The sequence below is a fragment of the Thermococcus sp. SY098 genome (genome assembly GCF_035621495.1).
Taxonomy (GTDB): Archaea; Methanobacteriota_B; Thermococci; order Thermococcales; family Thermococcaceae; genus Thermococcus_B.
This window is the reverse complement of record NZ_CP141821.1, coordinates 1,375,252-1,401,934: the sequence shown is the minus strand read 5'-3', so window position 1 is coordinate 1,401,934 and position 26,683 is coordinate 1,375,252. Positions and strand designations below refer to the sequence as shown.

Here is a 26,683-nt window from a genome sequence, read left to right as displayed (position 1 = left end):
GATGGATACCATTAGACAGCTGGTGAAAAACCATGTGCTTGGAAACCCCATTAGGTTAGGTATCATGCTCTACCTCCTGCCAAGGGGAAAGGTTCTGTTTAAGGAACTGCAAAAGGTTTTGGGTGTAACCCCCGGAAACTTAGACTCTCATTTAAAAACATTGGAGAAAGCAGGTTATGTAAAGCTGACAAAAGTCTTTGCAGACAGACCAAGGACTGCTGTTGAAATAACAGAGAAAGGAGCTGAAGAAACGGGGAAATACTTGAGAGCTTTAAAATCAATCCTCACTAGAGTCATATAACTTTCCAAACTTCTACACTACCATCTTTATAAACTATGGCAAAATAGCTCTCCCATGAGACAACCTTTAAAATTGGCACATCATTGTAAAACATTTTTGGAAGTTTTGGATTTTCTCCAGGCTCTGAAGCATAGTACTCTCCAGCGTACAGTCTAAGTGATCTACCAATTATATAAACCCCTCTATACTCCCCAACATAACCTGTTGGATAAGCAAACCTGAGCTCGTAAAAGATAAATCCATCTCCTCCAGCTGCAAGAACGCTTAAAATTGGCAGATTGGGAGAGTCCCAGAAAGAACATTTTCTGCCAGAAAGACTTTCTGCCCTTAAGATACCATTCTCAAAGCAGAGAGAACAGAGTCTCCCTTTATACATTCCAAATCCAAGGCACTTCCTTCTTATAACACTACCCTGAATTGTCTTAAGATCTACAATGGCTAAATTAACCTTATCAACGATCTCAACGGTTCCATTATAAGCAAAATGCACTGTGTTTATAAAAAGAGTCTTGTTGTAAATCTTTGCATCCCAAAAGATTCCATCCATATGAATTGTAGACATTGCCTTTGTGTTCCACAAGAATACATCAGTATAATTTCCATTCTGAGAAACCACCATATATGCATTAGGAAGCACTAAAAACTTTGTGAAGTTACCTCTGTAGTGAGAAACCACTTTTCCGTCTTTGAAAATGACTTCTCCAATGATACTTATGGTATCCTGACCAATTCTAAAGACTATTCCATTGGTCTCAACAGCTTCCAGTTTTAAGGTGTCATACTCCAAATTGTACGATTTCCCTTTAATTCTTAAGTATGCTACGACATTTGACAGCACTACTTTATCAGCATCTATCCTTAAAAGTCTCCTTCCTTTGCTTAGGTTATACACCTCGAGAACAGTCCCGTTGGTTAAGAACAGCAAGTCTTTATAACCTTGAGCATCAAGGGTAACGGGGTTTAATTCTATAGCCTTTCTGAGTCCATTTTCCGAGAACTTAAGAACAACAATTCTTCCTGAAGTAAAGTTGATAACATAAGAACTGTTATGATATCTTGCAAGGGCTCCATTGACTGTTAGTACTTTTTCAAGTTGCCCTTTTAGAAAGGCGTCCTGAAGAATAAGAGGGTTGTAACCGAGCTTTTCAGAATTTTTGGGCTCATAAATGTGGATCAGCAGAAAGCAAAAAATTCCAATTATTAGGATCAAGTACCAAATCCTTTTCAAATCATCCTTCCTCCTCAGCCTTCCTCTTAAGCTCTTTAATTCTCTCAATACGGTATTCTTCAACCAATTTCAAGAACTCTTGAATTTCCTTCTCCCTGTCCTCCTCTTCCCACTGAGCTAACTTCTGCTCTATTGCTCTTTCAAGCTCTTCCCTATCAACTATTGCAAACTCGTCAACTCTCTTAACCTCAATTTCATCCTCATAAAACACCGGGACTTTGTTCTCTCTGAGCACTCCATAAACATTACCTGGCAGAGTTTTTGCACTTATCAAAGCTCTGATTCCCTTTTCAACAAGATGCTCAGCTATGCTCTTCCCAGCCCCTGAAGGATTGACAACATAGATTACATCATCTTTTTTAATTTGTGCAAAGCGCTCTAACCTCTCTATCTCCTTCCATGTTAGGCTCTCAAGAACTTTAAGGGGCACAGCTGTTCCTTTAAGCTCAAGAAGGTGCATTCTCTTTGCCAAAACCAAGTCTCTGCTGAGCTTTTCAATTATTGCTTTTGCCTCTCTGAGTTCCTTCTCAAGGTATGCAATCCTTTTGTCCCTGATCTCAATCTCCCTGCTTTTAATTACTTTAGCCCTAACTTCTTCATCATAATATGCCAGCTTATCCTCAAGCTTTTCAATCCTTTTCTTCTGCTCTTCAATTATTGCTCTAAGCTCCTGATTTTCCCTCTCAAGCATTTCAATTGTCTTCTCAAGTTCCTTGATTTTCTCCATGTAAGGTGTTACATCAACGCTTTCTTCTTCAGGGAGGACTTTGATTTCCTCTTTTGGTCTCTCTCTCAGCTTAACTTTCATTATAGCCTCTCCGAGGTTGTATCCCTGAATAACCAGGGCCTTAATCTCATTGCTCTTCCTCATTAATCCGAGTTCTCTGAGCTTCGCATCAACATGCTCAAGCTTTGGCTTTAACCTTAAATAAGCCTTATAAGCAGCTGCCAGAGCGTCTCTTTGATGATCATCATCGACGCTGATGCCTAAGCTTCTCAAAAGCTCATTCTTTTCCTCTACACGCAAGCTCTCCCTCGGAACATAAAGGATAGCTTTAAATGAACGGGCGATTTTTTCAACCAAACCTGGAGCCGGGTTAACATCAGTTGCGATAATTATTGGATGGCCAATATCGGAGATAAACCTCACAATATCGCTTACCGCCATATTTCTTTCGCTGTAAACTGCTACAATATTCCCATCCAAGTCAAGAGCTGCTATTCCAACGGTTATTCCCGGATCGAGACCAACTATAACGCTTTTCCTCACTTGAATAGCTTTTTCGCTCTTCAAGGGCACAAACTCCAAGCTCTTTCTTTCCACGGGCTTTATTCGTATCTCAACATCTCCACCGTGCATTGGCTTTATAAGTCCCGCTAATTCCTCTCTTGAAGCATAGACCTTAAACTCCCCTCTTGCCAAACCATAATCCTTCTCCTCAACTTCCAAATCAAAAGGAATGTCTGCCTTCCTCAGTGTTTCCTCAATTTCTCTGACTTTATTTTGAATAAGGTTATGAACCCTTCTCCTATATCTGTCTTGACTCCAGCCGCCTTTTCCCTGACTCCTACCTCTGGAGACCTTTATTATGACTTCATCTTCAAATGCCAAAACCTCATAGCCAACTCCCTTAGATGCCAGTAGGGCACAAACCTTAGCTTCCTCATATGGGTCAAACTTATCACCAACTCTAATTCCATTCTCCCTTGCCAGACTCCAGAGAGATCGTTGCTCTCCGGGCCTTCCAGTGACCTGAACGAGCTTAGTTCCCTGGGGTAAAGCTCTTAGAAACTTCTTTAATTCATCACCAAGCTCATGGATGTTGTCCATTGCAATTATATCCGGCCTTTTTGCCCGGATAAAACGGACTAACCTATAAAATGTGAACTCCCCCTTTTTCTCAAGTCTTCCGTTGAACCAACTAACCACAGCAAACCTCTTTGGATTTTCACTGATTACATCAACCCCAAGTATGAGAATAGGCATCACCTTCTCACAAGGTTTTATGCTCTCGCCTTGAATGATAGTAAGAAAATACATTTTAAAAATATTGCCTAAAAGTGAAAAGAAAGATTAGTCAAGACTTTCTCTAATGGCGATTTCTATTGCTCTTTTTATCATTTCTAACGACATTGATGGGGCATTTTTCTCCAATACTTGCTCTGGAATGTAAGGAACATGAATAAATCCAGCCTTGGCATTTAAATCATTTGTAGCAACATAGTGGAGGGCTGTAAACATTGCAGTGTTGCACACATAAGTTCCAGCAGTATTTGAGACCATTGCTGGTATCTTATTTTCCCTCAAAGCTTTTACAATTCGTTTTATGGGCAGAGTTGAGAAATAAGCTGCGGGAGCGTCTTCAAAGATTGGCTCATCTTCTGGTTTATATCCATCATTGTCCTCTTTTGTTGAATCCATAACATTTATTGCAACCCTCTCAACTGTTACGTTTACTCTTCCTCCAGCTTGACCCGTTAGGATTATCACCTCTGGCTTCTCCTTTGAGATGATATCTGGCAAAAGCTCCTTAACTTTTTTGAAGCTGACCGGGAGCTGATACTTGACAATTTCAGCATTTTCTATCACATCTGGAAGCATTTTAACAGCTTCCCAAGAGGGGTTTACATTTTCTCCTCCAAATGGTTCAAAACCAGTGACCAAAACTTTCATTGATATCACCATTAAAGCTAAACTTTATAGGATTTAAAAGCTCATCTAAGTTGAGGGAGAGAGATGAAGTATGATATTGCAATTATTGGTGGTGGCCCTGTCGGTAATTATTTAGCAACTTTGCTTGCGAGACACTACAGAGTAGCCGTGATTGAGGCAAAAAGCTCTTTTGGTGGAAAGGCATGTACTGGAATTATTGGAGCAAAGAGTTATGAGGAGTTGAAACTTCCAAAAAATGCCATAATCAACAAACTGAGAGGAGCAGTTTTCTACTCAAAGATACAGAGCTTTGAGATTGAGAGAAAAGGACCCCAAGCGTACATGGTTGACAGGAAGATTCTTGAAAAAAGCTTAGCAGAGAGGGCGGTGAAAAGGGGAGCCGAATACTATATGAATACAAGATTTCTGGGCTTCAGAAATGGAAAAGCCGTTCTTCAGAGGTTTAATGACAGGTTTGAGATAAACGCTGACTTTTATATCGGAGCTGATGGTGTGAACAGCAAAGTGGCTCAAGAAATTGGTGCAAAGACTGATGCGGAATTCTTAAGTGGTTATGAAGTTGAGATCGTTGGAGAATTTGAAAGACCAGACTTCGTTGAGCTTTGGGTAAATAAAGAACTCAATGAAGACTTTTTCTTCTGGGTTGCTCCAATAAATGAAAATCTGGCAAGAGTTGGAACCTTTGGAAGGCTTGACGCTCTCTTTAATTTCATCAAAGCCAGAATGCTAAAAGAGACCAATATTATTGAGTTTAAAGCTGGAAGTGTTGCATTGGGCGTTAGAAAGCCGTGGATTAAAGGAAACGTTACATTGGTGGGAGATGCAGCTTTGCAGATTAAGCCTTTAACCGCTGGAGGAATTGCATACGGAATGTACTGTGCATATGCTCTCGCTTATTCTCTCATTAACGGAAAACCCGAAGACTATGAAAGGCTCTGTAAGAGTATAAAGCGTGAGATTTCCTTCGGATTAAAAGCAAGGAGGCTTTTCAAGAACCTCAATCAAGAACAGATTGAAAAGCTCTTCGAGGTCTTATCAAGCAGGGAAGCAGTAGAGGTCATTGAAAATACAGCAGAGTTTGATGAACACGCAAAGACAATAAAAGCCCTTATAAAACATCCAAAGCTTTTAGCCAGAGCATTGAAAGTTACGCCTATGATAATCAGGTATTTGCTCTGAGAGGTGGGTGAGATGTTTACGCGAATCGAAATTAATCCCAAAAAAATGGGTGGGAAGGCTGTTATTAAGGGGACTCGGATTCCTGTATACTTTATATTGGAACTTTTAGCTAATGGATGGAGTATTGAAGAGATTTTAGAAAACTATCCCCAACTGAAAAAAGAGGACATATACGAAGCAATCAGATACGCATCTATGATACTCAAGGAGGAAGAATACATTGAAATTTCTGGCTGATGAAAACATTCCACTAAAAGTCGTGAAAAAACTGCGAGAAGAAGGGTTTGATATAATATCAGTAACTGAGCTAAGTCCTGGAATTAGCGATGAAGAAGTAGCAGAGATGTCACAAAATGAAAACCGAGTCCTTATTACTTTTGATAAAGACTTCGGGAGAATATTGTTTATAGAGGGTTTAAAAGTCCCAGGATTAATTTTACTGCGGTTCCCTCCCAAAAATATTGAGTACATCTACAGTAGGCTTAAGAAAGTTTTTGAAAGTGATGTAGAGTTCTATGGAAAAGTTGTAAGCGTTCATGAAGACAAAATGAGAGTTTCCAAGCTTTGAGGTGAACTTCATGGAGTGGGAAATGGGCCTTCAAGAAGAGTACCTCAAGCTGATAGCCGAAGGAAAGAAAAAAATAGAGGGTCGGTTGTATGACGAAAAGCGCAGACAAATTAAGCCAGGTGATATCATAATCTTCGAAGGAAAGCTTAAAGTCAAAGTTAAGGACATTAGGGTTTACCCCTCCTTCAAAGAGATGCTCAAAAAAGAGGGCTTAGAGAACGTTTTACCAGGGATTAAAAGCATAGAAGAAGGAGTAAAAATTTACAGACGGTTTTACAGCGAAGAGGAAGAGAAAAAATGGGGAGTTGCGGCTATTGAAATAGAGCCTATCTAAGATACTTCCCCTTCAAATAGTCAATGAAGTATTTCGGATTTACACCCTCTCCAAAGCTCCTCTCCAGCAATTCTTTTGGTGGATATACTGAACCATACTTGTGCACTTTTTCCCTCAGCCATTCTTTTATTGGTTCAAATTCCCCTCTCTGAACTTTTTCATAGAAGTCCGGAATGTCCTTAGTGATGTATGTCCTGATCTGGGCTGATAGAAGGGTGCCCAATGTGTATGTTGGGAAATAGCCGATTGTTGCATGAGCCCAGTGTATATCCTGAAGAACTCCCTCGCTGTAAGTTTTTGGTCTGATTCCCAACAAGCGCTCCATTTCATCGTTCCAAAGCTCTGCAACTTCACTCGCATTTAATCCTTCGTTTATCATGAGCTTTTCAAGCTTGTACCTCAATAGGATGTGCATGTTGTAAGTTACTTCATCAGCCTCAACTCTAATGAAATCAGGTCTAACAGTGTTGAAGTAATAATAGATGTCTTCTGGAGTGTAATTTGAGATAAATGGAAGACTATCCCGAAGGATTGGGTAGACTAATTCTGCAAATTCTCTTGAGCGACCGATGATGTTTTCCCAGAATCTGCTTTGGCTCTCATGAATACCCAGAGAAACCCCACCTGCTATTGGGGAGAACATGAACCTTTCATCTTGCTGAAGTTCATAGAGAGCATGTCCAAATTCATGGACTACCGCCAGCAGAGTTCTCTTAAAGTCAAAACCCTCATATCTTGTTGTTATTCTGACATCTTTTATCCCAAATTCTGTGGTGAACGGGTGAGGCGAAACATCTAAGCGGCCTCTTGTTCCTATGGGATAGCCAAAAAGCTTGAGTATCTCGAGATTTACCTTTTTCATTGCTTCAATATCGTACTTCTCTTTTTCAAGCGGATGCTCTTTTGGGAATTTCCCTTCCTCGAGAATTTTATCAAGAATTGGCTTGAGCTCTTTTTCGAGTTTCTCAAATATTGGGTCTAAGTCCCTGGTCCTCAATCCTTCTTCGTACAGGTCGAGTAAAGCATCATATGGATACTCATCATAGCCGAGATAGTCAGCGGCTTTCCTTGAAAGTTCTATGATTTTGTCAAGATAAGGCTCAAAGAGTTTGAAATCGTTCTTTTGCTTTGCTTCTGCCCATGCCATCGTTGCTTTGCTTCTAACCTCACTCATCTCTCTGACAAATTCTGGAGGGAATGCCTTTGCTATCTTAATTGAGCGCTTGAGAACCCTCACAACTCCCTCTTCATAATCGTTAAGCTCTTCTCCTTCTGCTTTCTCAACGAGTTCAACGAATTTTTCATCCAAGATTAGCTTCTGATTTAACACTGAAAGTTCTCCTTGAGCAACGCTCCTCTCAGTTATGCCCTCTTTTGGCATGTTTACCTCCATATCCCAGCCGAGAACACTTTGAGCGTGTCCAATTGCCCATATCGTTCTGTATTTCAGCAAAATTTGTTTTATAACCTCGTTTTGGAAGACTTCTTCCATCTCAATCACCCACTAAGTTTTAGTTTTAAGATTCTTTTGACCTTTTTAAATCTTTTCGATGATCATCTGAACGAAATAAGGGGAGTAGAAAAGGGTTACTCAACAGCCAAAAGATAAATAAAGCAATCTGTCAAGTTAGGGGAGGGCAACATGGAGTTAGATTTGGTTGTCATTGGTCATGTCTCAATAGATCATATCAGGTTTCCCAGAAGAGAAGAGATTCTGCAACCGGGAGGAGCTGCTGCTGCCGTTGCTACTTCAGCAGCCCTAAGCGGTGCAAAAGTTGGGTTGGTTACTAAGGTTGGCAGGGATTTTCCAGAAGAGTGGTTAAAAAAGCTGAGCGAAATCTTGGATATTAGGGGAGTTTACATTCTCGAAGGGAGAACAATTCACATCTACATGATATATCATGAGGACGGAACTGTTGATGCTCCCGTTGATATGGGTGTTGCTCAAAGGATGGGTGAAATTGAAATTCCCGAAGAATACACGAATGCCAAGGTTTTCCACATAGCACCAATCCCACCCGAAGAGCAGCTGAAATTAGTTAAACGCCTAAAGGGCAAAAGGATAAGCCTCGACTTCAACCCAACTTATATGGAGGATTATAAAGCAAAAACCGGGCTTTTGAAAAAGATAGTAGAAAACACAGAGATAATTTTTCCAAACGAAAGAGAAGCAGGAGTGATAACAAAAACCGAGGACATCAAAGAAGCAGCGAAAGTTCTCCATGACTGGGGAGCCAAAATTGTTGTGATAACGAGAGGAGAAAGAGGCGTCCTCGTCTATGATGGAGAGAAGTTTGCAGAGTTTAAGGCATTGCCCATAAACGAGATCGTTGATCCGACGGGGGCAGGAGATGCCTTTGCTGGTGGATTTTTAGCATATTATGCAAAGGGAAAGTCATTGAAAGAATGCGTTGCTCAGGGGCTCTTTAGAGCAAGGGAAGTTCTGAAGAAAAAAGGAAGTTGGAGCATTTAGTCAGTAACAACTTTCGAAAAGGCATAGAGGGTAAGGAGTATCAGCATCGCAACTGCCGTAACCTCCAAACGGGGCATTGCTACTGCTAAAGTCCTGATGAACAAATAAGTCGGCAGGGCTAAGAGAACTGAAACCGTCAAAATTAAATAATGCTCTCTTGGCGCTTTTTCTCTATCCAAATATGCAGATTCCACAAAGAGCAGAGCTAAAGCAACTAAAAGAACACCAAACATTCCCCTAATTTTGTAGTAAAGGAGCAAAATTATGAAAGACACTAAAAAGAGCACTCCAAGGAAGTAGGACAAAAATGCCGGTAAAGCCAAGACTAAAACAGGCAGAATCTTCGGGTAGCTGAGCAAGAGGAATGCCAGAATAATCAAAGGTATCGGCGAAAATCTTATCCTTGGCTTTTTCATATCCTAACTACCTCCGCCATCGCTGTTTTAAGAGGTTTATTAACGTCCCAGTCTATTATTATACCATACGCAGCAAGCTTCCTTAAATGAGCTTTTCTCTTGAGCTGAAGTATCTTTAAGGCTAAAGCTTCTTCCACACTCTTAGGCTTAAGTGCTGAGTATGGATCAGGACTAATGACAACTACTTTGTAGCCGTAGCGATACAACACATTTAAGGCTTTTCTACCTTCCTCAGTTATAAGCGGTGAAAAGTATAGGATCTGTGCTCTTGCTGGGAATCTGCTCCTAACCAAATGCTCAACCTGGTAGGCTATCATGTTGTTCTTATCTGGCTTTGCCATGCTCAAAAAGTCAATGCACTTGAAGAAGTGCCTCTTTCCATAATCTACTCTAATCCACAATGGAACGTCCTCAGCCAGCAAAAGCCCAAAGCTTGTTCCACTGTTGAGGCAGTCAAGCATGAATGAAGCAGCAGCTCTTATCAGATGATCAAAGGTGCTCTCCCCCTTATATGTTGCATCGACGATTAAAATTACATCAACTTTTCTCTCGCTTTCATACTCGTTGCTCATTATTTTTCCAGTCTTTGCAGTTGCTTTCCAGTTGATTATCTTTAACGGATCACCGGGCTGGTATTCTCTAATCGCGTGAAACTCAACCCCTTCCCCGATTCTTGGAGAAGGCAGAGGCCCAACTGTAATCTTTGTTCCTTTAGTTGAGTACGGCGTTACAACATCTTCAACTATCGGAACACCTATAAGTTCATCGTACAAATCTATTGTTTTTTCTATCTTGAAAAAGCCAAATGGATCTTGATAGCTGAGCTTAATGAAATTAAACTCATGAATGCCGCGTTTGACTTTGACTTTATAAGATACCTCCTTTTCCTCACCTCTTGTAAAGGAGAGCAAAAACTCGTTTTTGCCTTCAACGAGCTCAAGACCCTTTGGCAGGTCATCAGCTATTTTTAAGCTTGGGATCCTCTCATTTGCCTTAATCTTCAGCCTTATCTCTATTTCACTCCCTTCAAGAATTCTGTCATGAGGCAAAATTCTTTTGATTTCAACGTCAAGCCTTGGTTTGAAAAAAGTCATTGCAACAAAGAAAAGCCATAGGATGGGTAGTGTAAGGTAAATCATATCCCAGCGTAGCATGAAAAAAGCTACCATCACTGAAAGCCATAAGGCAAGCAACAGCTGCTCTGCCTTTCCTGTAGGCTGGAATTTTCTTTCCATAAGAATCCCCTTCATTCAAACTTCGGAACCGGGACTTTCTCTAAAATCCTCTCCATGACACTCTCCTGACTAACCCTTGTATACCAGAGCTCTCTCTTCAGTATCAAACGATGGCTTAGAGCAGGCACTGCAACCTTCTTAACATCGTCTGGAATCACATAGTCCCTTCCTTCCAAAGCAGCGTAAGCTCTCGAGAGCTTAAGTAAAGCTAAGCTCCCTCTCGGGGAAGCACCAATATCAATTTCCCTCTTGTTTTCCCTTGTGGCTTTTACGATGTCGGTTATATATTCTAATACTGCGTCACTGACATAAACATCTTCAACAGCTCTCTGCATTTCAACAACTTCTTCTGGAGTCACTATTGGATTAATATCAACTTCTTCCTTCTTTCTCTCAATTCTTCTCCTAAGTATCTCAATTTCTTCCTGCTTTGTTGGATAACCAACTCTAAGTCTGACAAGAAAACGGTCAAGCTGAGCTTCTGGCAATGGATATGTCCCCTCCTGCTCTATTGGGTTCTGAGTTGCAATAACAACAAATGGCCTGTCCAGATAATACGTTTTACCCTCAATCGTCACCTGCCTCTCCTGCATTGCCTCCAATAGTGCGGATTGAGTCTTTGGCGGAGCTCTGTTAATTTCATCAGCTAATAATATGTTTGTGAAAATCGGGCCCTTTCTGAATTCAAATTCCAATGTTTTCTGGTTGAAGACGCTTACACCCAAAATGTCTGAGGGCAATAAATCAGGTGTAAACTGAACTCTTCTGAACTTAACCCCCAAGGCTGTTGCAAAGCTCTTTGCCATAAGTGTTTTTGCCAATCCCGGCAAATCTTCAATCAAAATGTGCCCATCTGCAAGGATTGTCGTCAATATGAGCTTAAGAACTTCCTCTTTGCCAACTATTGCTTTTCCAACTTCATTCAATATCAGTTTCCCTTTTTCATGCACTTCTTCTATCTTCATTCAAATCAGCCTCCACGATTTCCAAGGCTTTTTTCAAATTTTCATAAAAGTCGCCTTCAGAGTAGAGAAGTCTTAATGCTTCATTAGGATTTGACTTAAGGTCAAAATGGGTGTATTCATCATAGAGGAGAGCATAAATTTCTCTAATCTCCTCAGCAATAATTTCTCTTGCCATTTTCCCTTTTTTTGCTCTTTTAACAACAGAAGTCAACCTTTCAAGATCACTTTTGCCAGAAATCAAGTTTCGCTTTCTTCGTGGGATGTATTCACTTTGAATTTCAAAGCCAAAAAGAACTACACTCAGAATAACACCGGCAATTATAACACCCAGCCATCTCACCAAATAAGAACCAGATAGAAATGCCATTAAAGCAAAGGGAACTGCAAGGAATAAAGCTTTGCTAACTCTCATGTCCCTCACCTTTAATTATTAGGTAAAGTTCATAAGCCCTTTTGGCATCTTCCATCGTCACTTTTTCTGGAGCATATTTGGCTTTTTCAAAAAGTCGTGCAAGCTCAACATAAGCGTCATGTTTGTATCTTACTCTCTCCGCATGTTCCCAGTGGGTCCAGCTTTCTCTGTAGGGAATTCCCAAAATTTCAAGCCATATGACAGCATTTTTGTATAGCTTGACAACAATATCTTTGGGATTTCCGATGAATGAAATTCCATCTTCTTTAAGCCTTTTATCAAACTCCTGAACTTCCTTTTTAAGCTTCTTTATTTTTCTCTTGGCATTTAAGTCTTTGTAAAATGCCATTGAGAGATAAACCAAAGTGGCAGAAACCACCCCAAACACACCATAAAGCATAACTCTCACATTGGAGGATCCTTGAAAAACAGGATTTCTAAAGTATTTTTCGTAATACGTTACATGATAGCTTCCGTTAACAACATACACCCCTTGTGTTGTAGTATTATTTCCTGTTATCGAAGAGAACTGAATTTTGAATGCCATAAAAAGCAAGGGAGAACCAAAAACCAGAGTTCCAGCAAAAATTGCAACTATTATTTGCCAATTAATTCCCTCCTTTCTCCCTTTTGTAGGCAGATCTTGCCAGCTCAGAAGTATCTGGATAATAATAAAGCCCGCGGCTATCACGGTGATTCCAAAAAACAGACCAACCCAATAATAATTTTGTGAACCTTTTGGAATCTCCTCTATTTTGGCCTGGCCGCTCATTATCAGCGCCATCAAGAGAAACAGCACTGAGAACAATGCTAGGCCTTTTCGTTTCATTTTGACCAAACAATAGTTATGACGGATAAACTTAAAAAGTTTTACATTGTTGAAAAAGTTAGGTGATTAATGTATGGAAAGGATACCTCAATTATATGTGGAGTCCTCGTATGAAGAGTGCTTTGATAAAGAAGGAAGAGCTAAAGTTAACTGCATAATCATTCAGGGAAACATTGAAGTGAGACTCAAAAAGGGAGAGAGGATTCCAGAGTTCATAGACATAGAAAGGGCAAAAATTTTGAAAAAAGAAGTTTATGATAGATTTCACTTTTATGTTGATAAATATGAGCACAAAATGCTCTGCGATGCTATAATTGTTTTGCCAGATAGGAGAACAGAGATTAGACTGTACAAAGGCGATGAGTTAATGATCCTGCCCGTTGAAGGTTATGTATCAACTTTAATCGCAGGTGTTGGTAATAGGGTAAGAAGAAGTGATGCATTTGCCGCCATAACAACAAAAAAGGGTGAGGTTCACTACCTAAAGCCGCCAAAGAACGGCGTTGTGGTCTTTATAGATGAGTTCACAAATAGGCCGCATTATCTCTACTATTTGCTTCCGGAAGATTAACTCTTTTCCATGCCTTCCATTATTGCCCTCACATTCTCTTTGATCCTCATCTTTAAAGTATCAAGTTTATCCATGCCCTGAATCGTCCTTGTGTTGTTTGCACTTGTTATTATCAACGACCAAAGATAAAGTCCGTGCTTCTTTTCCTCACTCTGAAACATTGCAAGAAACTTGGTTCCATAAACGCTGACTTCCAGAATCTCTATATCCCTGTTCCCAAGCTTGGTTGTGTAAATCTCCTCAACATTGAGCTCTTCAAACTCTCTTTTAAGCATTTCAGCAAAGTATCCCATAACATACAACCTCCAAATATCAGTCATCAGCATTGTATATATACTTTTCCCAAACTTGTATAATATTAACCAAAAACGTTATAAAGGTGTTATCACTATGGGGATTATCAAGAAGGTTTGGTGAAAAAAATGAAAGTTGAAAAAGGAGACTTTGTAGTTTTCAACTACATTGGAAGATTTGAAAATGGGGAAGTTTTTGATACAAGTTATGAAGACATCGCTAAGGAAGCTGGCATTTACGTTGAAGATCGCAAATATCAACCAATAGGTGCCAATGTTGGAGTTGGCGAACTGATTCCTGGGCTGGATGAAGCCTTAATTGGAATGGAAGTTGGGGAAAAGAAAACCATAACAATACCCCCAGAGCTTGGATATGGAATGCCCAAGGAGGAACTCATCATCAATGTGCCCCGCTCAGATTTCGAAAACGCGGGAATAGAGCCTGTTAAGGACATGTATGTCATGACAGACAGCGGGATAGCAAGAATCGCAGAGGTGGGCGAAGAAAATGTTACATTGGACTTCAACCATCCGCTTGCTGGGAAAATCTTGATCTTTGAAGTTGAAATAATCGACATCCAAAAAGCAGAAGAAAAACAGGAAGCCTAAAACCCTAAATACCCAGATTTATAGAGCCAGCAAGGTTAAACACTATAACTCCCATAACTGCCAGCACTGCACTGTATTTTAAGCCTCCCAAAAACTTTCCCTCTCTTATTACTCCAATTCCTATCCCCGAGATTATTGCTTGCAAAGCAACAAATATCAAAAGTATGTTTTTTATAGATGAGATTGGCAGGATTACTGAGCCCCCAACACCGCTCAGTCCAGCAATTACCTGGGACACAACTCCAAGAATCAATGGACCCACAAAGCCACTCGCGATTATGAAGAACATTGTCTGCATTCCAGTTGAAGCTTTTCTCTCCTTTTTGATTCTCAAAATTTCACGAACATCATTGCCAACCGAAACGAGAACATCAGCCATTGGTGCACCCCTTTCGAGTGCTTCAATTATAATCATCATTGATCTGTATATCACTGAAGATTTTTTGTTCCTTAGGGCAAACGCTTTTAATGCTTCCACAGTTGGTCTGCCCTTTTTGATTTCTGCAACTGTTTTTCTAAACTCTTCAGTTAATGCTCCGAACTTTGCTGTAGTGAGCTCTTCCAATGCTTCTGAGAATGAGATGCCAGCTCTAAGAGAACTTGCTAAATAGAAGAAAGCATCGGGAAGCATCTGCTCCATATCCTCAATCCTTTTGACGATTCTCCAATAGGGATATACCCAAATTGTGCTAATCAGCGTTACAATAAAAGCTACAACTCCATAAATGGAGTTAAGCATTGACAATACTGTCCCAATGATTATAGATATAAGGAACGACATCAGCAGGTATTCACTTGCTCTAAAAGCTATTCCTGCAGAATATAAAAGCAGATCATATTTTTTTAAGAGCTTCTTGGGGATAACTTTTTCCGTAATTTTAACGAGATAAGGGGTAATTTTAACCCTGGCCATTTTACTCACCTCGGCTCACTGCGTTTTATCATCACAACCATCAGAAACGCCATTGCTGGAAAGCCAAAAAGCAGTACCACTGCCAATCCTTGAATAGGCATAATCAATCTTTTATTCATTATTGATGCCGCCAATACGGCAACCACAAGCATTGTGGGCATAACGACACTTATAAACATGTAAACGAATGCTAACCCATTGACTTTTTGAACGTACTCCACAAGCCTCATTCTGTACTCAAATGAAAAGTCCTCGGCCAGCTTGTAGAGTATTCCCGATAAATTCCCTCCAAATTTTACTGCCCTCAGCATTTGCTTCACAACTCTGCTCACATTTTCTGATGCCATTCTCTCTTCAAATCTTGTTAACGCCTCCTCAAAGGATGCACCACCACGCATATCCCTGATTATAAGCTCAAATTCCTCTGAAATCACACCATAATCTGAATTTGCAACCGATAATATTGCCTCTGCAATGCCGACCCCAGCACTCAACAAAGATGCTAAATGCCTAAGAACATAAGGCATTGCTCTTTCTACCTCTGCAACCCTGTGTTTCCACACAATTCTGGGGTAATTCCTCATATAGAGGAATCCACCAATGAATCCAAGAAGTGCTAATAACACTGAAACATCCACGGGGAGCATGAGGAGAACTCCAACTAAGAATGTAAAAATACTTGAAATGATGCTGACTCCAATCATCAATGCCACATATTTGTCTTTACTCATCCTAATGTTTGCCCTATACAGGTCATACTCCAATCCCTTTAACGACTTTGTCAAAGATCTAACTGGACCACTGAAATACTTTAATACTGCTTCTGCAATTCTTTCAGAAAAGGGCTTTTGAAGTTCTTTCTCCCTCCATTCTACAAGCTCCTCAATTTCTTTTTCCCTCTCTTCTTTTCTTTCTTTTTCGACTTCCTCCTGCATTTTCTTGAGTACCTGAAGCCTCTCTTGAATACTTTTTCCTTGAGGAATTCGTCTAATGGGTTTCTCACTAAGTTCCAGAGTTTTTTCGCCAATTTTTTCGAAGATATCAGTTATTTTCTTACCAATTCCCAACAGCCACCACCTTAAATAAAGCTCTTAACTTTCTTTGCAAGTTCAGCAGATGTACTTTCTCTCTCAATTCTCTTAAGAAGCTCTTCTGAATCTATGTAGAACTGTCTTATATAGTGTCCGACTTCCTCAATACCTCTTATTCCTCTCTCTATCATCCACTCCAACACGAGTTTTCTCTTCTCTTTTTCAATTTCGAGCTCAGTGAGGCTTAGTCCGGTGTGCTGAGCCAAAATATTCATAAACCTGCTTGGAACCCCTGTTGCAACAAGTTCATCCTTAGCCGGGTCATACTTATACAACTTGTTCAACTGAATACTTTCGCCCTCAATTCCCGAGACTTCAGCAATTTCTGTGATTCTTCTTATTGTTCCCTTTTTTCTACTATGGTACCTGATCTGCATGATGATAATATCCAAAGCAGGTATCATAATTCTTGGAACGTTCATTGGTGGGCTCTCAAGCCTGACAATCGTTTCTCTTGCTGAGTTGGAGTGGATTGTGCCCATACAACCATCATGTCCCGTATTCATTGCAGTAAACATTGTTCTCGCCTCTGGCCCTCTGACCTCACCGACAATAATTCTATCAGGTCTCATACGCAACGTGTTCTTAACAAGATCATCCATCGTAATTTCTCCTTTTCCCTCAACATTTGGGGGTCTTGTTTCTAACCTGACCCAATGTTCTATTGGCAGCTGAAGTTCTGCAGTGTCTTCAATGGAGATAACTCTTTCACTTGGTGGAATAAACATTGCAAGAGAATTCAGCGTTGTTGTTTTACCCGAACCAGTTCCACCAGCAACAAGGATATTTGCAGGCTTAATGCCCAATCCATCAACAAATATCCATAATAGAGCCGCAACATCAGTATTGAGTGTACCATACTTTATAAGATCAATTATCGTCAGTGGATCCTTTTTAAACTTTCTAATTGTAATTGTTGGGCCATCTAAGCTGATTGGTGGAATGGTAGCATTTACTCTGCTTCCATCAGGCAAACGGGCATCTAAAAGTGGACTTTGCTGATCAATCCTTCTTCCAACTTCCCTTGCGATACGCTCAATTATGTTTAAAATCTCCCTATCATCCTTAAATACAATATTAGTTTTACACATGTTAAACCTTCTGTGCCACACATAGACCGGCTTGTTAGTTCCAATGACCATTATTTCTTCAAGATTATCATCCCTCACCAATGGGTCAAGTCTGCCATACCCTATCATATTTTGAACAACAAGCTCAGTAAGAATCTCTATTCTCCCCTCAGATAAAGTAGGAGCCATCTCTCTTACCATATTTTTCACAGCTTTAAGGAAAATTCTCCGTCTCTCTTCTATGTCTGGTATGCTCTCTGGATCAATCTGAATCTCAACAACTGCTCTATCTCTCACCATCTTGAGAAGTTTCTCTTCATCTTTACTAAGCTCGGGAAGCCTGAGTTCATATATCGGTACTGGCTCCCCTTTAACTTTGAGAATGCGTACATTTCCATATGCATCCAGAACTTTAACCTCTCCAACATAAGGAGGAACTATACCTCTCTTGTGGGGTGCTCCTAAAATATCCTGAAGTGTTAAGGGCGTTTCTTTCTTCTCCTCCTTTGGAAATGTCTGTTCCACAGGCTTCTTTTCGGGAACTCCCAGAATATCCTCCAATTTAACTCCACTCTTTTCTTCTTTCAAAAATGGAAATGGAGGTTTTGTTTTTTCTTCTTTTGTGGATTTCTCAGATAGAATACTGTCTAACCCTCCTCCACCCCCAAATGGAAATGCCGCTTCTCGGGATTTATACTCCTTCTTTTTGTCTGATTCTCCCAAAATATTCTCTAAAGGAGCGGCATCTTTACTCAGGATTTCTTCTATCCAAGACAAACCAGAGTGCTTTCTCTTTTTGTCTTTCAATTGCATTCACCTTTTCATCATTGTTCCAAGATACGTGATATTTTATTTCAAGGGGACTACTTCCAAGCCACACAATCCATACAGGGTAATCAAAGCTCTCCAATTTAGTTTTTGGTTGTTTTATGTTTTCAATCTTTTTCCCACTCAAAAGCTTGTTTGATAGAGGGTATAAATTAAATTCTTTTTTGGAGACATTTTGTGTTTTAGGCTCCTCTTTCACTCCTAAAAAGCTTGGTAGAAATTCAGAAACATACTCACTGTACCTCATGGTGTATTCTGGACTAAATCCATAATGATTAGCATTCTCAAAAACAGCCGGCAATCCAACGGCAAATAATGTCTTGAATAGTCCATACTTGTTGGGAATATTTTGGAGAACTAAAGTTACTTCCCCATCATATTTCAGTATTTTAATATCCCCGTCTCTTCCAAAGAAAGAAGTTTGGACATTGAAATAGTAGCGAGGAGTTAATAACAATTGAGGGTATACAGTGCCATAAAAAAAGTTTTGCACATCTTTCTCTGTCTTAACATAATACACCACAGAAGTCGTGTTTGGATAAACAATAGTTATGCTATGTGGAAACGCAGATTTGTACTCTTTTAATGGTAGATCAATAACGTTATCATCTCTAACCATTACTTCAACTTTCAGAGTCTCATACGGATTGACCCAAAAGCCTGGAAGGTAGTTGAGAGTGTTCAAAGCAGGAGTTATATAAGACACATTTCCAATTTCCCTTAAAACTTCCCCATTTTCTCTGTATATTATGTAATCGTAATATGGGTTAACGATTACAAATTTTGGAAATGGGGCGGTATTAACCAATGTTATGTTTAGATCAATATAAAGACTTGCCTTAATCCCAATATTATTGTAGTCTCCTCCAGGAAGAGGATAATCCTCACCAGTTACAGAGACATTTAAGAATGCTCCAAATAACCAAAAAACAAGGAAAAATGAAAGGAGAGACCTTTTCATTGTCTGTCACCCCGTGATTTTTGCAATATAGATCATGTCCTTATGGTTTAATATGTCCGTAACAAATTCAGCCGGAACTTCGATTATTACAAGGAATCTGGCCGTAGGATCGAGCACAAGCATGCCTGAGTCTTTTTCGAGATCAATAATTTTCCATCCATACTGTGAGAGTTGTTCCTTAACATCCTCTGGAGCTTCGATTTTTCCAGCTGCAATTGCTTTCAGAACTTCAGCCAAGTTGACATTATAATTATAATATGCACTGGAGCTGTCACTGCTTGATTGAGTTGTAGAATATTGGTTATTTGTATTTTGAGCATTTGTTATTGTAGTATCTCCGGGAGTGTAGCTTGTTGAGTGCGATTCTGAATAGGATGTAGTTGATGACGTCGAAACCGTACTTCCCTCACTCTGAGATTCGCTCAGTGAAATTTGACCCGCTGTAGTAGGGAGGAGCACCAAATCAACATACCCCTCATCTGCAATCTTAATGTATTGGCCTTTTGTACCATTTTTAGCATAAATTTTGATCTTATCACCCGGTGAAAGAAATGCCCCGTTTATCCTGTCTCTTGTTAACACAAGGGCAATTTGCACCATTTCCGCTTTTTCAATTGTATATTGAAGGAGCTCTCCGAGATCTGTTATTTTACTGATTACGTATTTGGCTTCAATTTTTGTATATATTCTCTTCTCCTCACCCTTCTTCAGAATTACCTTTTGAGTTGGAATAGAATCAATTAAGTAATAATAGTATTCTTTCCATAAGTCCATCAGATATGGGGTGGGATCAACGGCGAGAACTTGTTCCTTACTTTGAGCATTCTCAACTTCCTGTTTAAGTTGATTTAATTTCTTAATTGCCTTATTTTTCAAATCTTCCGGAAGAGGCTGAGCCAACAGCGGTTCAAATGCTTGCTCAATTGCAGATATTTGCTGAGCTTTGGCTTTGTTTAGCTCTTCAAGAGCTTTTTTCTTGGCTTCTTCCTCTTTTCTTCTCTGCAACTCAGCCAAACGTTCCTCATAGACTTTCTTCACATCAATCTTGTTAAGCTCCTCAATACTTTTAGCAGCTTGAATTTGTTTGATCAGCTCAAATTTGGCAGTATCATTGGCAAGTTCCCCTGTAAAATACCTATTGACCTCAGCAATTTTTTGCTGTTTCGCTTTCTCTAACTCCCTGAGGGTTCTATTCTGGTAATAAGTATAAGCGGCAAATGAAATCGCCAAGAGTATTATAATCACGATTGCAGCTCCAATTATAATTCTTCTTTTTCTTTCTCTTTCTCTAAGACTTCCAATTTTAGAAACTCTTCTCGGAGGTCTTGTCACAGCAGGCTTGGAAGGCCTAGTTTCCTGCTCGGCAGTTGCCTTTCCTAACTCTCTCAACCTTCTAATTTTCGCTTCAATATCCTCTGACACCTTGAGCACCACCATGAGAATTATCGTTAAAATTACAGTCGGCCATCCACATCTGAATTAATCTTTTGAACTTAAAGCCTTATTTACATTTCGGTGGTATCATGGGGAAACTGATTATAAATGTCATAGAAATTAGAGGAAAATGCCCAGTGTTCAAAGTGGGTGACAGAATAGTTATTGAAGGACCCCAAGTGAAGTTAGAAGAAACAGATGCAATATGTACCCATGCATTTGCTTCCCTAATCCCTTATATCGTGGCACTGAGAAAAGGTATTAAACCAAGTGAACTTGGACTGGGAAAGAAAGATAAAGCCTACGTGCAGTGTCTCGATCCCGGACCCCCATATACTGAGGGTGGAACTGTAATTTTCGAGATAACGGTGGTGAAAGATGAAGCAGAAAAAAGCGTGGAGAATAGTAAGAGAGGTAATAGATGAGGCTGATATTGTAGTTGAAGTAGTTGATGCGAGGGATCCAATTGGAACGAGAAACCCAAAGGTTGAGAGGTTAGTGAAGGAAAGCGGAAAAAAACTGCTCATAGCTATGAATAAAGCCGATTTAGTTCCTAAAGAATGGGCTGAGGAGTATAAGAAAAAGAGTGATGTTCCGATGGTTTTTATCAGTGCAAGAGAAAGAAAAGGAACTGGAATCCTGAGAAGAGAAATCAAAAAGATAGCAAAAGAGCTGTTTGATGAAGGAAAAGAAAAAGTTAAAGTTGCATTAGTTGGCTATCCAAATGTTGGAAAGAGCACAATAATTAATGTCCTTAAAGGTAAACATGCCGTTGGAGTCGCCCCAATTCCTGGATATACCAAAGGAAAACAGCTTATAAAGCTCAGCAAGAAAATTTGGCTGATTGATTCCCCAGGTGTTGTACCGATAGATGACTTTGATGAACTTGTAATCAAGGGAGGGTTTCCAGCAGACAAGATTGAAGATCCAGTAAAGCCAGCATTAAAGCTCATTAGACGTATCCTTGATACCAGAAAAGAAGCCTTGACTGAGAAATACGGCATTCAACAGTTTGAAAATGAGGAGCAGATTTTGGAAGCGATCGGTAGAAAGAAGGGTTTGCTTAGAAAGGGGGGAGAGATTGACATTGAAGAAGCTGCCAGATATTTCCTTAGAGAGTGGCAGACAGGGAGATTCACCTTATTTGGAAAGGAAGAGAAGAGGGAAGAGGAATTTCAATGGGCATATGGGGATATTCTTGAGGAGATTGAACGAGAACTTTTGCTTGACCCAAGAAGAATACTTTGGAAGTTCCGGGAGAAGATTGAACCAAGCAATGTAAAGAGAGTTGGGATCAAGGAAATTGAAGGCTTTACAGTGGGCATAGCAACTGGATTTAAAAAGTGCGACTCAGCAAAAAAGCTTTTGGAAAAGTTAACTGGAAAGAAAGTCATAGCGAGTGAATGCTTTGGAAAGAAGTGGAGAGGAGTTATAGCAATTCTGGAGTGATCAAGATGAGGCTCTTATTGACCACTTCACAGGGAATTGAAGATTTAGCCAAAAGGGAAGTTGAAAGACTATTTGAGAGCAGAGGGATTAGAGTTAGTGTTGAGGAAAAGCCCTTTGGAGTTGAGGGTCGTTTAGTGGCAGAAGTTGGGAAGAGTTTTTACATCGATGAGAAAGGCAGAAAAAGAGAATTTAATCCAGCAACTTTCCTCAACGAGAATTCCCGACTTCTGCATCGTGTAATAGTTGAGATAGCATCGTTAAGATTTAAAGAAATTGAAAGTAAAGAACCAGAAAAAGCACTTAAAGAAATTTATGATTTCGTGTACTCTCTCCCAATTGAAAACTACGTGAAAATAACAGAAAGCTTTGCTGTTAGGCCATTTAGAAAAGGTGAGCATGAGTTTACAAGCGTTGACATTGCAAAAACAGTTGGAAGTGCAATTTATGATAGACTTAGCAGATATGGAAAGCCCAAAGTGAATTTAGATCATCCAAGCGTGATTTTTAGAGCTGAACTCATTGAGGATATATTTTTCTTAGGAATTGACACAACCGGAGATTCTTCTTTACACAAGAGACCTTGGCGTGTCTATGACCATCCAGCCCATCTGAAAGCTTCAATAGCAAATGCAATGATTGAGCTTGCTGAGTTGGATTCAGGTTTAGTTATTGACCCAATGTGCGGGAGCGGGACTATATTGATCGAGCTGGCTTTGAGGGAATACGAAGGAAGAATAATGGGAATTGAAAAGTACAAGAAGCACTTAAGAGGAGCCAAAATGAATGCTTTAGCGGCTGGGGTTTTGGATAGGATTGAGTTCATTCAAGGAGATGCCACAAAGCTGACTCAATACGTTGACAGCGTTGACTTCGCCATAAGTAACTTACCCTATGGGCTAAAGATAGGTAAGAAAAGCCTAATCCCGAAGCTTTACATGGACTTCTTCTCTGAGCTGTCAAAAGTTTTAGAGAAGAGAGGGATTTTTCTAACAACAGAAAAAAGAGCGATTGAAGAGGCATTTGAGGAGAATGGATTTAAGATTCTGCATCACCGATTAGTGGGACATGGTGGATTGAGAGTTCATCTCTACATCATACAATAAAACTTTTAAGCCGATTTTCTTTACTCTTTTCGGTGATAGAATGAGAAGAGGTATTGTAGCAACATTAGCAATGCTAATCATAATCGGGATTGCAGTTTATGGTCTAATTTCCCACTACGGGAGCTATACATACCAGTGGAAAACAAATCTCAATGAATACAAAATGTATCATCTTTTAGAGGATTCAACACTAAGTGGGTACATAAAAGCTGATGGGGAGGTAAGCGTTTACATTTTAACCAGAGAAAACTTTGAAAAAATGGAGCGGGGAGAGCACTTCGAATACTATAAGGCTTGGGAACACGTAAAAGGTGTTGAGTTCAACAATGTCAAGATTCCAAAGGGAGATTACATTTTAGTTATCAAAAATGAAGAGAATAAGATGCAGTGGATTTCTGTAAAGCTAAGAGAAAAGAAATCAGCACAGTATTGATCTCTCCGCCAGCACATTTTCCTTTAAAACTCCGATCCCTTCAATCCACGCCTCAACTGTGTCGCCGTGCCTTAGAGGGCCAACACCTTCTGGAGTTCCCGTTGCAATTATGTCGCCCTTCTCAATGGTCATTATACTTGAGATGTATTCAATTATTTCAGGAATCTTAAAAATCATCTTGCTTGTCCTTGAGAGCTGCCTGACTTCTCCGTTAACCTTCAGCCCTATTTCAAGGTCACTCGGATCAAGCTCTTCTTTTGGGACAATTCTTGGCCCAATAGGTGCAAAGGTGTCAAAGCCTTTAGCAACTGTCCAAGGAAGACCCTTTCTCTTAGCTTTCCACTGCAGGTCTCTGGCGGTGATGTCGAGCAGAATTGTATAGCCCAGCACATAATCCATAGCTCTTTCTCTCGGGATGTTCTTTCCTCTCTTCCCCATAATAACGGCAAGCTCAACTTCATGGTGAACTTCTCTGCTCTTTTTTGGTAGAATTATTGTCTGATTTGGCCCGATCAAAGCGGAAGGAGGTTTAAGAAAAATTACGGGCTCTTTTGGAACCTCATGACCTAACTCCTTTGCGTGTTCAGCATAGTTCCTCCCGAGGCATATTATTTTGCTCGGATTGATCTCATAAAAGCCATCTCTAAATGGTAAGCGGAGCATGTAACCACCGTGATACATTAGGATTCAGCATTTATAACTCTGTTCAATGCCTCGGTAAAGACCAGAAGCATCAGAAAAACAAGCACTGAACTTAGTAGTATCGCAAAGACCGCAAACTTCCAGTAAGTGAAGCTTGAAAACCCAAGCAACAGAGCCATGGAAGCAAAAGCAAATGGAGGAATGAAAAGGAGCAGAAATGCAAGCTTTCTGTTAATGTGCATGAACAAGGCAACTGAGAACCATATAACGAAAATAAATACTGAGATTCTGATTGGAGGAGGGTAGGTCAGAAAACCAAGAAGGAGAAATGAGGCGAGAGATGAAACGAGAGAAATCCAAATCCTGCGCTTCGTTATGTCCCTCTGATGCTTTAAGAGTAGAAGAAAGAGGACTGCAAGTAGAAGAGTCATCATTCCGCTTTCAGTCACTATGCTCTTCCATAAATCCATAGGATTGAAAATTTGACCGTAAACTTTCAATGCCAAAAGCAGGCTTGGCTTTCCGGGAGTGTAGAGCCAGCCGTTGACTATTGGGAATAGAGAAGCATAGAATCCCTTTGCGGGTGTCTTTATTATGTAGCTTTTATTCCCAGCCTTCGATGCAGGGTCTCCAAAAAGGACGACCTTAGGTTTTACCCCAACCTTAACTAAGTAAGCGTTGCTTATCTGGGCAAGCTTTCCAATGGAGTAGTTGGAAAACCAGAATTCAGCCGGCAAATAGGAAACGCCACCCATGTCAATTGATGCAACCACAGCAAGAGAACCATTATTTAAAAGATTCAGAACCAAAGGACTCTCAGCTTCCCATATCTGTCCCACACTGCAGGATTCAAAGATGAAGATTTTCCCCTTTAGATTGCCCATGTGGTTTGAATCAAAGTTCCAGCCGAGCAAATTAACTCCGTATGGATCTCCATGTCCAGAAATCCAAATTAAAGTGGCGTTTTTTGATAATCTCAAGTACTCTTCATAGTTCATTGTTCCTTGTTCCACTATCAGAGCTTTGTGGTTAAAGGTAGAGTGCACAAGAGCATCGACCCACAGTTTAAACTGTTTTTCATTTTTCATGGGGTAAAAACCAATAATTGGATTATAAACTCCATCACCATCAAAATCAAGTGTTTTGTAGAGCGAATAAACAAAGCCTGCATTAAATTTTGAGTAATTTACAACAAAAAGGACATAATCGTCAGCCTGAAGAAAATCAAGATTTGAAAAGTCCGAAATAATGAGTGTTCCATTGTGGAAATTTGCAATGTTTTGAGCATAGGGCTTTAAATATGCCAAGTCTTCATCTAAGATGACATAATAATCAGCTGAAGCTAAGGGAAGAACAAGAAGTATGAGAACAAAAAGAAGCTTCTTCATCGTTACTCTCCAAGATAATAAAGAAGTTCACAAAAATAAAAAGTTTTTGCTCAGGAGAAAAGTTCAATCAAGAATCTTGGAATGTCCTCTTTCTCAAGCACAACGACGTTTCGTGGATACCTGCGGTGGGCTTTTCCAGCCTTGACCTCAATCCTGACCCCATCGGCAATGGCATCAATCTCATACCTATTTCTGTAATAGTAAATTTCACCAAATTTTCTGTATAGATGTTCCTGAACGACATTTTCATAGATCGCAGATTCTACAGGCTTAGTTCCACCCCATAAAGAAAACAGTCTTAGGAGAAGAGGGTCTCTGAAGAATATCTTCTTTTCTCTTTTGTACAGAACCCGAGAACCTTCTTTGAGATAAGCAAACTCAAGAACATATAAATCTCTGAGAAATTCGAGATAATCCTGCACGACTTTGTATGAGTATCCTGAGGTTTTTTCAGCCAAAGAACGAAAGCTCGTTGCAGAGGGAATAGTAAGCATTAAAGAGGAGAACACTTCTTTCATTATTTCCAAGCTCTTATCAAAGCGAACAAATTCCCCTACATATGAACCCAGAATGTCATCAACTGGCATGCCATTTATGCTTCCAGGAAAGCCACCAATTTCAAGATACTTATTAAAAAGCTCCAGCACTTTATCATAGTGGAGTCTCCACTTTTTAATTCCATAAACCTCAACAAACTCCCTAAAGGTGAGGGGCAGGACTTCAAGAGTCTTCCCTTTCCCTCTCCGCCCCGGAAACAGTTCCATATCTCGCCTAACCTTCAAAGCACTTGAACCAGTCACTGTAATAACGGCATTTTCAAGCTCACCAGCGTCTATCAATGGTTTGACTGCTTTCCACCATTCTCTTAGGCTTGTGACCTCATCAAGGAATATAAAGGGTTCTTTTTCCCCTTTGAGGAATTCTTCAATGAGCTTTCTAAGTGTTATAAAGTCAGGAAAAATTTCGCAGTTGAGATAAAGGATCCTCTCAGGCTCAATTTTTTTAATAAGCTCTGAAATCAGGATTTTTATCCCTGTCGTCTTTCCAACTTGCCTCGGCCCAAGGACAAAATTGAGGGAAAAAGGCTCCAAAGAAAGCTCATCAATCCAGTTTGGTCTCCATCTATACCTTTGAGTCCTCCACAGCCTGACGTGATAATCTTCTCTATCTTGCCACCATGGGTTAAATTTGGCAACTTCCTCAATCATGAGAATTTTTAGTTCTCATATATTTATAAAGATTGCGAATTTATATTTCTCAAAGATTTATAAACCTTGAGAACTT

Annotated in this window: 30 protein-coding genes; 12 read left to right on the top strand and 18 right to left on the bottom strand. The window is 40.0% G+C overall.

Annotated elements, in window-relative coordinates:
- Position 1: 1 nt before the first annotated feature.
- Positions 2-301: a transcriptional regulator gene (locus tag VFC49_RS07780; RefSeq protein WP_324735066.1), complete on the top strand. Its 300-nt coding sequence runs from the start codon at positions 2-4 to the stop codon at positions 299-301.
- Here the strand turns inward: VFC49_RS07780 and VFC49_RS07775 are convergent.
- The 3 genes from VFC49_RS07775 to pcp all read right to left on the bottom strand — a co-directional run bounded on the left by VFC49_RS07775 (position 294) and on the right by pcp (position 4,203).
- Positions 294-1,529, bottom strand: a complete 1,236-nt coding sequence (locus VFC49_RS07775; protein ID WP_324735065.1) for a hypothetical protein — start codon at positions 1,527-1,529, stop codon at positions 294-296. The two genes, VFC49_RS07780 and VFC49_RS07775, sit on opposite strands and share 8 nt — an antisense overlap.
- A gap of 1 nt (position 1,530) precedes the next feature.
- The gene (locus VFC49_RS07770; RefSeq protein ID WP_324735064.1) at positions 1,531-3,516 is read right to left on the bottom strand and encodes a DUF460 domain-containing protein; all 1,986 of its coding nucleotides are present in this window, start codon (positions 3,514-3,516) and stop codon (positions 1,531-1,533) included.
- Between the two features lie 87 nt (positions 3,517-3,603).
- Complete coding sequence (pcp, locus tag VFC49_RS07765; protein ID WP_324735063.1) at positions 3,604-4,203, bottom strand: pyroglutamyl-peptidase I; 600 nt, start codon at positions 4,201-4,203, stop codon at positions 3,604-3,606.
- A 63-nt stretch (positions 4,204-4,266) separates the two neighbouring features.
- On the opposite strand from pcp, the gene VFC49_RS07760 reads away from it, so the two are divergent.
- From VFC49_RS07760 to VFC49_RS07745, 4 genes are read left to right on the top strand one after another with little or no spacing between them, the layout of a single operon-like run.
- Complete coding sequence (locus VFC49_RS07760; RefSeq protein ID WP_324735062.1) at positions 4,267-5,382, top strand: NAD(P)/FAD-dependent oxidoreductase; 1,116 nt, start codon at positions 4,267-4,269, stop codon at positions 5,380-5,382.
- Between the two features lie 12 nt (positions 5,383-5,394).
- A complete protein-coding gene (locus VFC49_RS07755; RefSeq protein ID WP_324735061.1) occupies positions 5,395-5,619 on the top strand; it encodes a DUF433 domain-containing protein in 225 nt (74 codons plus the stop codon).
- Complete coding sequence (locus tag VFC49_RS07750; RefSeq protein WP_324735060.1) at positions 5,603-5,950, top strand: DUF5615 family PIN-like protein; 348 nt, start codon at positions 5,603-5,605, stop codon at positions 5,948-5,950. The genes VFC49_RS07755 and VFC49_RS07750 overlap by 17 nt, the downstream gene beginning before the upstream one ends.
- 10 nt (positions 5,951-5,960) lie before the next feature.
- Positions 5,961-6,284, top strand: coding sequence for an ASCH domain-containing protein (locus tag VFC49_RS07745; RefSeq protein ID WP_324735059.1), 324 nt, complete (start codon positions 5,961-5,963; stop codon positions 6,282-6,284).
- On the opposite strand, the gene VFC49_RS07740 is transcribed toward VFC49_RS07745, so the two are convergent.
- Positions 6,277-7,776: a carboxypeptidase M32 gene (locus VFC49_RS07740; protein WP_324735058.1), complete on the bottom strand. Its 1,500-nt coding sequence runs from the start codon at positions 7,774-7,776 to the stop codon at positions 6,277-6,279. The two genes, VFC49_RS07745 and VFC49_RS07740, sit on opposite strands and share 8 nt — an antisense overlap.
- 150 nt (positions 7,777-7,926) lie before the next feature.
- Here VFC49_RS07740 and VFC49_RS07735 point away from each other — a divergent pair, with 150 nt between their 5' ends.
- The gene (locus VFC49_RS07735) at positions 7,927-8,757 is read left to right on the top strand and encodes a carbohydrate kinase family protein (protein ID WP_324735057.1); all 831 of its coding nucleotides are present in this window, start codon (positions 7,927-7,929) and stop codon (positions 8,755-8,757) included.
- On the opposite strand, the gene VFC49_RS07730 is transcribed toward VFC49_RS07735, so the two are convergent.
- The 5 genes from VFC49_RS07730 to VFC49_RS07710 are packed head-to-tail and all read right to left on the bottom strand — an operon-like array spanning position 8,754 to position 12,614.
- On the bottom strand, positions 8,754-9,173 hold the full coding sequence (locus VFC49_RS07730; RefSeq protein WP_324735056.1) for a hypothetical protein: 420 nt from the start codon (positions 9,171-9,173) through the stop codon (positions 8,754-8,756). The genes VFC49_RS07735 and VFC49_RS07730 overlap by 4 nt on opposite strands.
- The gene (locus VFC49_RS07725; protein WP_324735055.1) at positions 9,170-10,408 is read right to left on the bottom strand and encodes a DUF58 domain-containing protein; all 1,239 of its coding nucleotides are present in this window, start codon (positions 10,406-10,408) and stop codon (positions 9,170-9,172) included. The genes VFC49_RS07730 and VFC49_RS07725 overlap by 4 nt, the downstream gene beginning before the upstream one ends.
- Positions 10,409-10,419: 11 nt before the next feature.
- Positions 10,420-11,373 carry a MoxR family ATPase gene (locus VFC49_RS07720; RefSeq protein WP_324735054.1) on the bottom strand — a complete coding sequence of 318 codons (954 nt, stop codon included), beginning with the start codon at positions 11,371-11,373 and terminating at the stop codon, positions 10,420-10,422.
- A complete protein-coding gene (locus VFC49_RS07715; RefSeq protein WP_324735053.1) occupies positions 11,351-11,785 on the bottom strand; it encodes a hypothetical protein in 435 nt (144 codons plus the stop codon). The genes VFC49_RS07720 and VFC49_RS07715 overlap by 23 nt, the downstream gene beginning before the upstream one ends.
- Complete coding sequence (locus VFC49_RS07710; RefSeq protein WP_324736694.1) at positions 11,775-12,614, bottom strand: DUF4129 domain-containing protein; 840 nt, start codon at positions 12,612-12,614, stop codon at positions 11,775-11,777. The genes VFC49_RS07715 and VFC49_RS07710 overlap by 11 nt, the downstream gene beginning before the upstream one ends.
- Positions 12,615-12,687: 73 nt before the next feature.
- On the opposite strand from VFC49_RS07710, the gene VFC49_RS07705 reads away from it, so the two are divergent.
- A complete protein-coding gene (locus VFC49_RS07705; protein ID WP_324735052.1) occupies positions 12,688-13,185 on the top strand; it encodes a DUF2118 domain-containing protein in 498 nt (165 codons plus the stop codon).
- Here VFC49_RS07705 and VFC49_RS07700 read toward each other — a convergent pair.
- On the bottom strand, positions 13,182-13,505 hold the full coding sequence (locus VFC49_RS07700) for a hypothetical protein (protein ID WP_324735051.1): 324 nt from the start codon (positions 13,503-13,505) through the stop codon (positions 13,182-13,184). The genes VFC49_RS07705 and VFC49_RS07700 overlap by 4 nt on opposite strands.
- A gap of 102 nt (positions 13,506-13,607) precedes the next feature.
- Here VFC49_RS07700 and VFC49_RS07695 point away from each other — a divergent pair, with 102 nt between their 5' ends.
- The gene (locus VFC49_RS07695; RefSeq protein ID WP_324735050.1) at positions 13,608-14,087 is read left to right on the top strand and encodes a peptidylprolyl isomerase; all 480 of its coding nucleotides are present in this window, start codon (positions 13,608-13,610) and stop codon (positions 14,085-14,087) included.
- A 4-nt stretch (positions 14,088-14,091) separates the two neighbouring features.
- Here the strand turns inward: VFC49_RS07695 and VFC49_RS07690 are convergent, their stop codons facing one another.
- Genes VFC49_RS07690 through VFC49_RS07670 form a run of 5 tightly spaced genes read right to left on the bottom strand, consistent with a single transcriptional unit; the run spans position 14,092 to position 20,372 of the window.
- Complete coding sequence (locus VFC49_RS07690; RefSeq protein WP_324735049.1) at positions 14,092-15,000, bottom strand: type II secretion system F family protein; 909 nt, start codon at positions 14,998-15,000, stop codon at positions 14,092-14,094.
- 5 nt (positions 15,001-15,005) lie between these two features.
- The gene (locus VFC49_RS07685; protein WP_056934564.1) at positions 15,006-16,067 is read right to left on the bottom strand and encodes a type II secretion system F family protein; all 1,062 of its coding nucleotides are present in this window, start codon (positions 16,065-16,067) and stop codon (positions 15,006-15,008) included.
- A gap of 11 nt (positions 16,068-16,078) precedes the next feature.
- Entirely contained in the window at positions 16,079-17,974 is a 1,896-nt protein-coding gene (locus VFC49_RS07680; protein ID WP_324735048.1) for a CpaF family protein, read from the bottom strand.
- Complete coding sequence (locus tag VFC49_RS07675) at positions 17,910-18,950, bottom strand: hypothetical protein (protein WP_324735047.1); 1,041 nt, start codon at positions 18,948-18,950, stop codon at positions 17,910-17,912. The genes VFC49_RS07680 and VFC49_RS07675 overlap by 65 nt, the downstream gene beginning before the upstream one ends.
- Before the next feature lie 6 nt (positions 18,951-18,956).
- Positions 18,957-20,372, bottom strand: a complete 1,416-nt coding sequence (locus VFC49_RS07670) for a DUF515 domain-containing protein (RefSeq protein ID WP_324736693.1) — start codon at positions 20,370-20,372, stop codon at positions 18,957-18,959.
- Positions 20,373-20,473: 101 nt separating this feature from the next.
- On the opposite strand from VFC49_RS07670, the gene VFC49_RS07665 reads away from it, so the two are divergent.
- Genes VFC49_RS07665 through VFC49_RS07650 form a run of 4 tightly spaced genes read left to right on the top strand, consistent with a single transcriptional unit; the run spans position 20,474 to position 23,369 of the window.
- Complete coding sequence (locus VFC49_RS07665) at positions 20,474-20,809, top strand: TIGR04076 family protein (protein WP_324735046.1); 336 nt, start codon at positions 20,474-20,476, stop codon at positions 20,807-20,809.
- A complete protein-coding gene (locus tag VFC49_RS07660) occupies positions 20,763-21,833 on the top strand; it encodes a GTPase (protein WP_324735045.1) in 1,071 nt (356 codons plus the stop codon). Before VFC49_RS07665 ends, VFC49_RS07660 begins: the two co-directional genes overlap by 47 nt.
- A 5-nt stretch (positions 21,834-21,838) precedes the next feature.
- On the top strand, positions 21,839-22,936 hold the full coding sequence (gene trm14, locus VFC49_RS07655) for a tRNA (guanine(6)-N2)-methyltransferase (protein WP_324735044.1): 1,098 nt from the start codon (positions 21,839-21,841) through the stop codon (positions 22,934-22,936).
- Positions 22,937-22,976: 40 nt separating this feature from the next.
- A complete protein-coding gene (locus VFC49_RS07650; protein ID WP_324735043.1) occupies positions 22,977-23,369 on the top strand; it encodes a hypothetical protein in 393 nt (130 codons plus the stop codon).
- Here VFC49_RS07650 and VFC49_RS07645 read toward each other — a convergent pair.
- From VFC49_RS07645 to VFC49_RS07635, 3 genes are read right to left on the bottom strand one after another with little or no spacing between them, the layout of a single operon-like run.
- On the bottom strand, positions 23,355-24,032 hold the full coding sequence (locus VFC49_RS07645; RefSeq protein WP_324735042.1) for a fumarylacetoacetate hydrolase family protein: 678 nt from the start codon (positions 24,030-24,032) through the stop codon (positions 23,355-23,357). The two genes, VFC49_RS07650 and VFC49_RS07645, sit on opposite strands and share 15 nt — an antisense overlap.
- Positions 24,033-24,049: 17 nt before the next feature.
- Positions 24,050-25,399 carry a hypothetical protein gene (locus VFC49_RS07640; protein WP_324735041.1) on the bottom strand — a complete coding sequence of 450 codons (1,350 nt, stop codon included), beginning with the start codon at positions 25,397-25,399 and terminating at the stop codon, positions 24,050-24,052.
- Positions 25,400-25,449: 50 nt separating this feature from the next.
- Positions 25,450-26,607, bottom strand: coding sequence for an ATP-binding protein (locus VFC49_RS07635; protein WP_324735040.1), 1,158 nt, complete (start codon positions 26,605-26,607; stop codon positions 25,450-25,452).
- Positions 26,608-26,683: the final 76 nt, after the last annotated feature.

Excerpts from the sequence above, each read along its gene's own strand:
- VFC49_RS07690 (WP_324735049.1), bottom strand. The coding sequence starts at position 15,000 with ATGGCCAGGGTTAAAATTACCCCTTATCTCGTTAAAATTACGGAAAAA.
- VFC49_RS07660 (WP_324735045.1), top strand. The coding sequence starts at position 20,763 with ATGAAGCAGAAAAAAGCGTGGAGAATAGTAAGAGAGGTAATAGATGAG.
- VFC49_RS07675 (WP_324735047.1), bottom strand. The coding sequence starts at position 18,950 with ATGAAAAGGTCTCTCCTTTCATTTTTCCTTGTTTTTTGGTTATTTGGA.
- VFC49_RS07695 (WP_324735050.1), top strand. The coding sequence starts at position 13,608 with ATGAAAGTTGAAAAAGGAGACTTTGTAGTTTTCAACTACATTGGAAGA.
- VFC49_RS07635 (WP_324735040.1), bottom strand. The coding sequence starts at position 26,607 with ATGATTGAGGAAGTTGCCAAATTTAACCCATGGTGGCAAGATAGAGAA.
- VFC49_RS07760 (WP_324735062.1), top strand. The coding sequence starts at position 4,267 with ATGAAGTATGATATTGCAATTATTGGTGGTGGCCCTGTCGGTAATTAT.
- VFC49_RS07740 (WP_324735058.1), bottom strand. The coding sequence starts at position 7,776 with ATGGAAGAAGTCTTCCAAAACGAGGTTATAAAACAAATTTTGCTGAAA.
- pcp (WP_324735063.1), bottom strand. The coding sequence starts at position 4,203 with ATGAAAGTTTTGGTCACTGGTTTTGAACCATTTGGAGGAGAAAATGTA.
- VFC49_RS07715 (WP_324735053.1), bottom strand. The coding sequence starts at position 11,785 with ATGAGAGTTAGCAAAGCTTTATTCCTTGCAGTTCCCTTTGCTTTAATG.
- VFC49_RS07680 (WP_324735048.1), bottom strand. The coding sequence starts at position 17,974 with ATGCAATTGAAAGACAAAAAGAGAAAGCACTCTGGTTTGTCTTGGATA.
- trm14 (WP_324735044.1), top strand. The coding sequence starts at position 21,839 with ATGAGGCTCTTATTGACCACTTCACAGGGAATTGAAGATTTAGCCAAA.
- VFC49_RS07705 (WP_324735052.1), top strand. The coding sequence starts at position 12,688 with ATGGAAAGGATACCTCAATTATATGTGGAGTCCTCGTATGAAGAGTGC.
- VFC49_RS07730 (WP_324735056.1), bottom strand. The coding sequence starts at position 9,173 with ATGAAAAAGCCAAGGATAAGATTTTCGCCGATACCTTTGATTATTCTG.
- VFC49_RS07710 (WP_324736694.1), bottom strand. The coding sequence starts at position 12,614 with ATGAAACGAAAAGGCCTAGCATTGTTCTCAGTGCTGTTTCTCTTGATG.
- VFC49_RS07770 (WP_324735064.1), bottom strand. The coding sequence starts at position 3,516 with ATGCCTATTCTCATACTTGGGGTTGATGTAATCAGTGAAAATCCAAAG.
- VFC49_RS07665 (WP_324735046.1), top strand. The coding sequence starts at position 20,474 with ATGGGGAAACTGATTATAAATGTCATAGAAATTAGAGGAAAATGCCCA.
- VFC49_RS07700 (WP_324735051.1), bottom strand. The coding sequence starts at position 13,505 with ATGACTGATATTTGGAGGTTGTATGTTATGGGATACTTTGCTGAAATG.
- VFC49_RS07650 (WP_324735043.1), top strand. The coding sequence starts at position 22,977 with ATGAGAAGAGGTATTGTAGCAACATTAGCAATGCTAATCATAATCGGG.
- VFC49_RS07780 (WP_324735066.1), top strand. The coding sequence starts at position 2 with ATGGATACCATTAGACAGCTGGTGAAAAACCATGTGCTTGGAAACCCC.
- VFC49_RS07735 (WP_324735057.1), top strand. The coding sequence starts at position 7,927 with ATGGAGTTAGATTTGGTTGTCATTGGTCATGTCTCAATAGATCATATC.
- VFC49_RS07745 (WP_324735059.1), top strand. The coding sequence starts at position 5,961 with ATGGAGTGGGAAATGGGCCTTCAAGAAGAGTACCTCAAGCTGATAGCC.
- VFC49_RS07645 (WP_324735042.1), bottom strand. The coding sequence starts at position 24,032 with ATGCTCCGCTTACCATTTAGAGATGGCTTTTATGAGATCAATCCGAGC.
- VFC49_RS07755 (WP_324735061.1), top strand. The coding sequence starts at position 5,395 with ATGTTTACGCGAATCGAAATTAATCCCAAAAAAATGGGTGGGAAGGCT.
- VFC49_RS07725 (WP_324735055.1), bottom strand. The coding sequence starts at position 10,408 with ATGGAAAGAAAATTCCAGCCTACAGGAAAGGCAGAGCAGCTGTTGCTT.
- VFC49_RS07720 (WP_324735054.1), bottom strand. The coding sequence starts at position 11,373 with ATGAAGATAGAAGAAGTGCATGAAAAAGGGAAACTGATATTGAATGAA.
- VFC49_RS07640 (WP_324735041.1), bottom strand. The coding sequence starts at position 25,399 with ATGAAGAAGCTTCTTTTTGTTCTCATACTTCTTGTTCTTCCCTTAGCT.